General features: G+C 36.6%; 6 protein-coding genes. 5 read left to right on the top strand and 1 reads right to left on the bottom strand.

The features are described from left to right. From H0X48_04940 to H0X48_04920, 5 genes are all read left to right on the top strand, one after another. Window positions 1-1,214, top strand: a 1,214-nt coding sequence (locus H0X48_04940) for a hypothetical protein (GenBank protein ID MBA3954635.1), incomplete at its 5' end; no start/stop codon positions are given. A 34-nt stretch (window positions 1,215-1,248) separates the two neighbouring features. Continuing rightward, complete coding sequence (locus H0X48_04935; GenBank protein ID MBA3954634.1) at window positions 1,249-3,240, top strand: Zn-dependent oligopeptidase; 1,992 nt, start codon at window positions 1,249-1,251, stop codon at window positions 3,238-3,240. A gap of 30 nt (window positions 3,241-3,270) precedes the next feature. After that, window positions 3,271-5,274, top strand: a complete 2,004-nt coding sequence (locus tag H0X48_04930; protein MBA3954633.1) for a hypothetical protein — start codon at window positions 3,271-3,273, stop codon at window positions 5,272-5,274. 92 nt (window positions 5,275-5,366) lie between these two features. After that, the gene (locus tag H0X48_04925) at window positions 5,367-5,984 is read left to right on the top strand and encodes a hypothetical protein (protein ID MBA3954632.1); all 618 of its coding nucleotides are present in this window, start codon (window positions 5,367-5,369) and stop codon (window positions 5,982-5,984) included. Continuing rightward, window positions 5,977-9,531, top strand: a complete 3,555-nt coding sequence (locus H0X48_04920; GenBank protein ID MBA3954631.1) for a mechanosensitive ion channel — start codon at window positions 5,977-5,979, stop codon at window positions 9,529-9,531. Before H0X48_04925 ends, H0X48_04920 begins: the two co-directional genes overlap by 8 nt. Here the strand turns inward: H0X48_04920 and H0X48_04915 are convergent. After that, window positions 9,506-10,168 (bottom strand): GNAT family N-acetyltransferase, encoded by a 663-nt coding sequence (locus tag H0X48_04915; protein MBA3954630.1) that lies wholly within the window; start codon window positions 10,166-10,168, stop codon window positions 9,506-9,508. The genes H0X48_04920 and H0X48_04915 overlap by 26 nt on opposite strands. Between the last annotated feature and the right edge of the window lie 23 nt (window positions 10,169-10,191).

Raw genomic sequence — 10,191 nt, 5'->3', positions numbered from 1 at the left:
TGGCACATATTATTGGTTTTAAAGATTATGCTCATCTTGATATTGATGGTGAAATGGCTCAAACTCCAGAAAAAGTAGCAGCATTTTTAAGTGAATTAGTAACTCGCTGCGAACAAAAAGTTGCGCAAGAGGTAGAGCATATAAAAGCGCATTTACCTCAGCATATTAAACTTACGCATAACCAGTTTAAGCCTTGGGATAGAGGGTTTATTGAAAACGCCTATAAAAAACAGTATTTAGCTCTTAATGAAACAAAAATAGCAAACTATTTTCCCCTTGAGCATACATTAGATAAATTACTCGAAATCTATGAGCAATTTTTCGGTGTAACGTTTAAAAAAGAACCAGTGGCCGGTTTATGGCATCCTGAAGTTGAACTACTCAAAGTATATAAAAATCAAGAGTTTATAGGTACTGTGTTACTCGATCTGTTTCCTCGTGCTCATAAGTATAGCCATGCATGCCAAGTAGGGATCGTGCCTGCTGTGCGTAAGGCAAATACCTTGCATCCGTCGGTTATTGTAGTTATTGCTAACTTTCCTAAGCCTACATCAACCTGTCCTGCCTTGCTTAAGCGTTGTGACGTTATAACTTTCTTTCATGAATTTGGCCATGCGCTTCATAGCTTACTGGGTATAACTGAACTGGCAAGCTTTTCTGGTGCTCATGTTAAGACTGATTTTGTTGAAATGCCTTCACAAATGCTTGAGCAATGGATGTGGGACCCCCAAATACTCAAAATGGTAAGCAAGCATTATAAAACAGGAGAACCCCTTTCTGATGAGCTGATTGAAGCCATAGAAAAAGTAAAAAACTTTAATGAAGGTGATCACATTCAAGGACAACTGTTTTATAGCTTTTTTTCTTTAGAATTATTTAAAGCAGGAAGTCCTGAAAGCGATGTACTCTGGCAAGAGCTTCATAAAAAATTAAGACCGCATATAGCACTGTATCCTGAAAGTAAAGGATATGCAGCTTTTGGCCACTTAATGGGTTACGGTGCCAAATATTATGCTTATTTATGGTCTAAAGTGTATGCACTAGATTTATTTGCCGCTATAAAAAAAGTAGGGCTGTTAAATACTAAAATGGGCGAGCGCTACAGCAACGATGTACTTGCTCCAGGGGGTAGTCAAGAGCCGCTTATATTACTACAAAACTTTTTAGGGAGAGCGCCTAACTCAGATGCATTTTTTAAAGATCTGGGCGTTTAACAAAAATTAAAAATATATACTACTAGGAAAAAGCATGATACCCCGTATAACAACAGCACAACAAGTAAGCGACCTATTTGTCACTACAACACAAGCTATTGATGCGCTTTCAAAAAAAGCTTTAGAACAAGCACTTCAAGGTTTAGATCAGATATATCAAGTACTCGAGTCAGAGCAAACATTTGATAATACTGCGCGTGCTCTTGATACTGTTGGTACCCGTTTTATGATACATTCAGCTGTGCTGCAAACCATAGAAATGGTACACCCAGATGATACTATGCGTAATGCAGCACATCATGCAACGCTTAAGCTGCAACAATTTGCAGTAGATAACTTTTCTCAAAACCAAAAATTGTATAGTGCTTTAAAAAGCTATAACCAAAAAGCTCAAGCTGACACTGCTCTTACGTCTGAGCAGCGCTATTTTTTACAAGAAGAGATTGATGCTTATAAGCGTAATGGTTTACATTTAGATAATCAGACACAAGATCGTCTTAAAAACATACAAAAAGAGCTCGGTGAGCGCGCTTTGACCTTTGATAGAAATATTTCTCAAGATACTCGCTCTACTGCAGTACCCAAACAGGATCTTACAGGACTTTCAGAAGATTTTATTCTCGGCTTAAGTGAAGATTTTGATAGAAATGTTATTTTGGGTACTGATTATCCCACCTATTTTAACGTTATGGAAAATTGTAGCGTAGAAGAAACACGCAAAAAATTATGGCAAACGTTTGTCAATCGTGCCTATCCTACCAATGAAGAAGAGCTTGCTCAAATTATTGCGCTCCGTGACGAATGGGCTCATGCAGTAGGCTACAACAGTTTTGCACACTTAGATACTGCTAATCAAATGGTACAAAACCCCGAAAAAGCAGAAGCGTTTTTATATGAGCTTATAGAGCGCTGCAAAGAAAAGGTTGCTCAAGAAATGAATGAGTTAAAAAGCAATTTACCTGAAGGGGTAATGCTTACAGCTGAAGGTAAGTTTAATCCGTGGGATATGGCTTATGTTAAATCAAGCTACAAAAAAAAATATTTAGCTATCGATGAAGCAGAAATTGCTCAGTATTTTCCTCTTGAGCATACACTTGATATGTTGCTTTCTATTTACAGTGAATTTTTAGGAGTAACTTTTAAAAAAGAGCATCTCAACACTTTGTGGCATGAACATGTTGAATATATTACCGTGTATAATGGTCAAACACTTTTAGGGACATTGCTTCTTGATTTATTTCCACGACCAGGCAAATTTACTCATGCCTGCTATATGGGTGTTGTCCCTACTATAACCACGGTGTCAGGTGATTATTATCCTGCTTTAGGTGTAGTAATTGCTAATTTTCCTAGACCGCTTCCTGGGGTGCCTTCGTTGCTTCAAAGAAACGATGTTATAACGTTCTTTCATGAGTTTGGTCATGCATTACATGGGTTATTAGGCTCAACTGAGTTAGGCGCTTTTTCTGGCACTAATGTTAAGCGTGATTTTGTAGAAATGCCCTCCCAAATGCTTGAAGAATGGATGTGGGACGCACAGATGCTTAAAAGAATAAGCAAGCATAATAAAACGGGTGAACAGCTTTCTGATGAGTTAATTGAGCGTATACTTAAGCTTAAAAATTTTGACTCAGGCTATTGGGTACAGCGACAAGCTTATTATAGTCTACTATCGTTAGAATTGTTTAAGGCTGGAGCTTATAAAAATGTATCTGAAGTTGCCCATACTATTTTTAACCAAACATTTGATGATGTTGCCTATTATTCTGAAAATCATGATTATGCATCGTTTGGTCATTTAACTGGATACGGTGCTAAATACTATGGTTACCTATGGTCAAAAGTATTTGCTCTTGATATGTTTGATACTATTAAAGCAATGGGGCTTACCAACAGTAAAGCAGGTAAAAAGTACATAGACACGGTTTTAAAGCCTGGTGGCAGTAAGCATCCAGACGAACTATTAAAAGCATTTCTAGGCCGGGAGCCTCGTACAGAGCCATTTTTTAAAAATCTTGGCATCTAAGCCTAAAAAGGGTATTGAAAAAGGAGAGTAATGTTACTAAAAATAAGTACCATACAAGACGTTGAAAAGCTTTTTGCTCAGGATGTTCATACTATTTATGAATATAATTCAGACATGCTTTCAAGAGCAAAAGAATTAATGGATGATAGCTTTATGCAGGCAGTCTCTCATAATACTTTTAATACAACGGTACAGCCGTTTGATACAGTACAATCGTTGGCTAATGCGCTTATAGCACGTTTACGTGTACTTGAAATGGCTAACAGTCAAAATCATCTTGAACAAGTTATAGAAAGTGAAATTGAGCGTATTGAGGTTTTTATTAACGAAAATCTAGCTTATAACAAGCAATTGTATCTACTTATTAAACAATATGTGCAGCAGGGTGATGCAAGTATCTTGTCGAGTGCTCAAAAGCTGTTTATAAAAACCATCTTAGAAGACTATTACTTTAATGGTTTTCACTTATCGCCCTTAGAACAAGATCGTCTTAAATCTGTGTACGGCAAACTTGGAGCAGCAAGTGCAGACTTTGAGGCTAATATGATGAGTGACCAGCATGTTGTACATGTAAGATCGAACCAACTAAGAGGTATTGATACCCATTATTTAAAATACTTAAGACGCGATCGTGATGGTCGTTTTGCTTTAAGGGCTGATACTTATATTTCAGAAAGATGTACTCAAGAAGAAACCCGTAAAGCGTTTTGGAGGATGGCAGTCAATTGTGCTTATCCACAAAATGGCGTAACGCTTGAAAAGATTATAGCACTACGCGATGAAAGTGCTCAATTACTAGGCTTTGCTAGCTTTGCTCAATTAGATATTAGTACGCAAATGGCTGGTACTATTGAGCGGGTTGAAAGCTTTGTAGATACTATTATTAATCAGTGTCACCTTAAAATAAAAGAAGAAATTGCTGTACTTGCTCGCCATTTACCTCAAGATGTAAGCTTAACGTCAGAAGGGCGTATTAAGCCCTGGGATCTGTTATATTGTAAAAATTATTATAAAACGCATGTGCTTGGTGTTGATGAAGCAGTGCTTTCAGAATATTTTCCTTTTGAGCAGGTTTTTAAAAATCTTTTGTTATTGTATCAAGAGTTTTTTTCAGTTTCATTTAAGCAAGTAACTCTACAAGCATGGGATCCGGAAGTACGTGCGCTTGAAGTATATAAAGAGGGTATGCTGAGAGGCTTTATACTTTTAGATCTTTTTGCACGAGAAAATAAATATTTTTATATGCTTGAACAGCCTATTATGCCTTGCGTAAAAGATACTAATGGAGCGCTACTTCCTGGTGTAACCGTTATTTTTGCAAGTTTAGCTTGCCCTACCCAAGATAAGCCGTCATTACTTCGTCGTCAAGAAGTTGCCTCTCTTTTTCATGAATTTGGTCATGCTATGCATACATTGCTTGGTGCACAACCACTTGCCTTACAATCAGGCTCTCGTGTAAAGCGTGACTTTGTTGAGATGCCGTCTCAAATGCTCCAAGAATGGCTTTCTGATGAGCAGGTACTTGCACAGGTAAGCTGCCACTATAAAACAAGCCAACAGCTGCCAAAAAATATACTTTCTGCTCTTGAGCAGCTCAGGCACTATGACAGCGCAGATACGATATTGGAACAATGCTATTTAGCGTATTTGTCTTTAAATCTATTTAAAGAGGGTGCTAAAAAAGATGTTTTTGCTATACATAGACGATTATTTAGACGTATACGAACGAGTATAGCGTTTAGTGACCTTGATCACTCGTATGCCTCGTTTGATCATTTGACTAGTTATGGTGCCAAATATTATAGTTACCTCTGGGCTCAAGTGTTTGCTCTTGATATATTTGATACTATTAAAAAGCGTAATCAAGCAGGCGAAAGTTTAGAAAGTATAGGAGCTTGCTATGTTGATACTATTATTAGCAAAGGTGGCTCATGCAACCCCTTTGAGCTCCTTGAAAGCTTTTTAGGAAGAAAGCCCTCAATGGAACCCTTTTTAAGAAGAATGAGCTTGCATAAAACAAGTCAAACAGATTAAAATACAGATGACAAAAACGTCAAAAAAGAGTATACTTATAAAATATAAAAGAATATTTTGTCCCCGTTTATTTATGTAAGTTTGTATTATTTATGGCGAGTTTAATTTCCCAAGCGCTGGTGCTACGTACGTATATGCCTTACTCGCAAAAAGTTTCTTTACTTATAAGCGGTAAAGGTCGTATAGATGCGGTTGTGCCGCGTGCTATAGCAGAGCGTTTAAGTAATGGCGCATTGGTGCAGTGCATGGTGCGTACATGGGGATCTACCCAGAGCGTTTCTCAGGTAGAGCTTCTTGAAGTTCCTTTTCATTGGGGTGTAGCTCATTTGCCATTTTTGCATCATGTGCTTGAGCTCTGCTATTACTTTTTACCCTTAAACCAAGAGTCAGACGATATAGTTGACTTGGTGCAGTTGTTGTATACGATGCCAGAGTTATTTAAAGAGACCGGAGCTCAAAAAATTTTTTTAAGTAAGTTTTTCCAAAAAATAGGGTTGTATCCTTTTGATAGAGCTTCGTATGACGCTCGATTTTTACGCTTGATTTTGGGGCCTAACGATAGTAGTGTTGAGGGTAGCTTGAGTGAAAAGCTGGCTGGTAATGGATATAAGCAATTAAAAAGATGGCTACTTGGTTGTATCAGCGCTCACCCTTATGGATACCGCTTGAAAACGATCGATTTTTTAAAAAAGTTGGATGTACATGAATAAAAGATATAGTAGTATAAGCATTTTAGTTTTAATTTTTAGTTTTTATGCTCAAGCAGCATTAGGCCCTTTTTCTTCTTTGTTTAAAATAGAGTCGCCTACAAGCTTTGCTGAAAGTATAAAAAAAGACAGCGATAGATTGCAAAAAGAAAAAAGCAGTTTTGAAGAAAAAATGCTTTCATTTAAGGTGCAGTCAGATCAAGCGCGTCTTCAGGCGAATACATTAAAACAAAAAATAAAAACAGCTAAAGGTGCTGAAGCTGAATTCGTACAACAGAAAAGTACTATTATAGCTCAAGAAACCCAGGTGCTTGATGATACTGAGCGTGCTTGTCAAAACATAATTACTACTATTGATGCTCATAGTAAACTACTGCAAGAATACCAACAAGATCCTGAGTTTAAAAACAAAAATATAGCACTACCTGATAAATCATTATATTCGTTTGAAGATCTTCAAAAAATACATGATCTTTTTTTAAATTATGAAGGTGATTTAGGGGCATTAGAAGAAAAGCTTAAAAAAGCTGCTATAGATTTAGAAAATCGCAAAAAAAATCAGTCTCTTGCTCGCCAAGAATATGAAGATAAAAAACGTGACCAAAAAGAGTTTAAAAGCGAGAACTCTCCTAAATCTGGGCTAAGCCTGGTACAAATGGGCGAATTGCTTGACGAACAAGAAAAATTAGCACGTTACAAACAAGATCTTGCTGACGAGCGGATAATAGAGATTAACTATAAAATAAAATTAGTTGAAGAACAGATTAAAATCACACAACTGCAGCTTGAGATTATAGAAAAAGAATATAATCGTATTAAGCGCGAAATTATTATAGATGACAAAGATGTGCAAGCTGCAGATCTTTTTTTAAAGCAACAAATACAAGAGTCAAGTAAAATTCAAGAAGAAAATGCCCAGCATATTGGCGGTCTTGATATACTTAAAGAAAACGAAGAGCATCAAATAGCTCAGTATAAACAACAGTATACTCTCTCTGATGCTGATGTACTGGCTATGGAAAACTGGACGTATGCTCCTACTTCGCTTTCTACCTGGCATGCAGCAATTGAGATAGGTAGACTCTTTAATCATATCACCTATGAAGTTGAGATAGGCAAAGAAAATTTACTTGCTCGTACTGATTATGAGAAAGCTAAAATAAGCGAAAAAGAGGTTCAAGCCCTTATTATTAATTCGTGGAAAAAGCTAACGAGTGGCTCTTTTTCAGGCGATGATGATATAGCCAAAGAAACCAAGCAGTACGAAAAAATAAAAACTGATATTCAAGCTTTTTTGTCGGCTTTAAGTGATAAACGGACTGCTGCTGCACAAGCGCTTAGTGCAAATGCTCGTTTAGCTGATACCATAAAAAATAAACTTAAACTGTTTAAAGAGCAAAAAAATACGCTTTTTAAAAATAAAAATTTAGAGTATGCGCGTTACGCAGTACAGCTTAAAGATGAAGCAGAAGATGATACACCACGACGCGGTGAAGTTATAGCGCAGCTTATTGAGCTGTATGCTAAAATTACCAACTTGCGTACTGCTACATTAAAAAAGATTGATGCAATGCTTGATGAACTTAAGCATAAGCTTCAATGGAGTGGCCCTCGTTTACCCTTATGGCGTGGTTTACAGTCATTTGTACCTGATATGAAAAAGTTTTTTCAGTATGTGCTTCAAAAAGATATAGGTGAGAGCCTTCACTTAAATCAACAGTTTCTTCAAGCTACTGTTGCAGAGTATAAGCAGCAGCCACAACTGTTATTGCCGCTGCTTTTGAAAATCATCATCCTGAGTCTTCTGTTTTTACTCTGTAAGTTATATTTACCTGATGTGCGTAATTTTTTAAATCTTATTGGTCCTGATTATGGTATAGGCTACCGTATTACAAGCTTTATTGCTGTCATGCTTGCCTTTATTAATAAACATCTTTTTGCTCTTTTTCTCTGGGCGCTTGGGTTTTTATCAGTGTATTATAGATGGATTAAAGATCCTCACACGGGTATGTGGTTTTATTTGCTTTCGATACCTTTTTTTCTGTGGTATGCATCACGGTTTATGCGTTACATACTGCGTGTTAACATGCAACGTAGTTACTTGTTTACCGGTAAAAAATATCAACGCAGATCGTTATTTATACTTTCTAGTTTATTGTATTCTACTATTGTAATATTGTTTGTGCGCCAAGCATTTATGCTTGCTCATTATGCTAAATCAACAGTACCTGGTACATTACTTGCTCTTAACTTTGTGCTGCTGCAGATTGCTGTTATCTGCTTTATAGGTCGCGAACAGATTGTATCTTTAATTCCTACAACAACGCCTTTATGGCAGTGGGTCCAAGAGCATGTTAAAAAATATTATTACCTATTTTTTGGTATAGCTCTGTTTATTATTGTTATGAGTAACCCTTATATTGGGTATGGCCCTCAGTTCTTTTATCTTATTTCTCGCTTAGCGCTTATACTATTGCTTATACCATTTTTTGGTGCAGTTCAGGCGCAACTTAAGCGTATATCGGGTAATTTCTTTTTCTATTCTGATGGAGAAGTTATAAAAGAGCGTTTCTCGTATGGTAGAACTGCATACGGATTCTTTGTCATAGCAAGTTTTTTATTTTTTGTAGCTTGTGGCTTTATTTTAGCTGCTAATTTGTTGGGATACCCTGTAGGCTTTAGGCTTATTTCGTACTGGCTCCATAAAGGTATTTACCCAGTACAAGATGCTGTTACCGGAAGAACCTACTTTATTACTTCACTTGATTTAGCTCAAGTTGTTTTATATCTTATTGGCGGACTAGTTTTAGCGTATGTAGTTAATCGCTTTATATTACGCCGTATGTTTGACCTACTGCTGGTTAATATTGGCGTACAAAGTGCATTACTGTCGTTGACACGTTACTGTATACTACTGGCTTCTATTGTTATCGGGCTGCAAAGTATAGGATTAAGTTCGTCGCTGTTATATATCTTTGCTATTATTGGTGGTCTGGGAGTCGCTGGTAAAGAGATTATTACCGATTTTATAGGATATTTTATTATCTTAGTGCAACGGCCTATTAAAATAGGGGATCTTATTCGTATTGATGAAGATGTAACTGGAGTAGTGCGTCATGTTACTTTGCGTTCAGTAGTACTACGCAGAAAAAATAGTGTTACGGTTATTATACCTAACTCCCATGTTATGACACGCCCAGTGACAAACTGGAGCTATTCAAGAACGTTTTTTGCATTTGATGATATTCTTCTTACCGTACCTTACTCAGTTGATCCAGCAGTGGTCAAACAGCTTTTTACACAGGTACTTGATGGTAATCCTCATATTTTAAAAAGCCCTAATCCAATAGTCTGGTTACAGAATTTCACTGATAATGGCTTTCAGTTTATGGTACGTGGTTTTTTGAGTCCTGATAAAGTACTTGATCAATTTGAGATAGCTTCAAATGTTCGGTTAGAGCTTGTGCGAATCCTACGTATTAACGGTATTGATGTGGCATCTCCGACACGTCTTATAAAGTTGATTAATAGTTCAGAGACAAGTGCATAAGCAAAGCGGAACCCCAAGGTGCTTCTAGTATACCTATACTTTTAAAGCCTACTTTTTCATAAGATTTGATAGCACCGATATTGTCTGGGCTTGGATCTACAATAAAGCTGCTTAAGCTCCTATCTTGAGCAATTAAATAGCAGATGAAGTCGTTAAGCATACGTGTTCCGTATCCCTTGCCTATATACTCAGAATGAGCTATAAACTGATCAGTGCCAAAAGTGTTGCTAGGTAATGATGCTGATTGTAGCCATGTTTCTGTTGCATCTACAGGATATAGTTGAATATATCCTAAAGGCAGGTTGCCAAGTATAGCTATATAGGGCATATTTTCTTTACGCATTCGAGGTAAAAAATCAGTAAAGAAGTCTTCATTTTCTTTAGGTACTGGCCACCACGTGCTTACATGCTGCTCGTTAAACCATTTTTGTAATAAGGGTACATCATCTAATGTTACTTGTTTAAAAGTAAAATGCTCTTGCCTAGAGGGAGATGATTTAATCATAAGACTTCCGGATTTTTTTTCTTGAGCCTCTATAAAATTACATTTTTTAATAAATGGTAAATGCTCATCCATTGCTTTTACTTTAATTATCAATAATAAAAACAGAAATAATAAATTAGTATATCTTTGCATATGTTCTCTCTTAAAATGTGACT

The sequence above is a fragment of the Candidatus Dependentiae bacterium genome (assembly GCA_013821315.1).
Lineage (GTDB): Bacteria > Babelota > Babeliae > Babelales > Babelaceae > JACDHA01.
The sequence above is the reverse complement of the archived record's forward strand: the minus strand, read 5'-3'. Positions and strand labels throughout refer to the sequence as shown.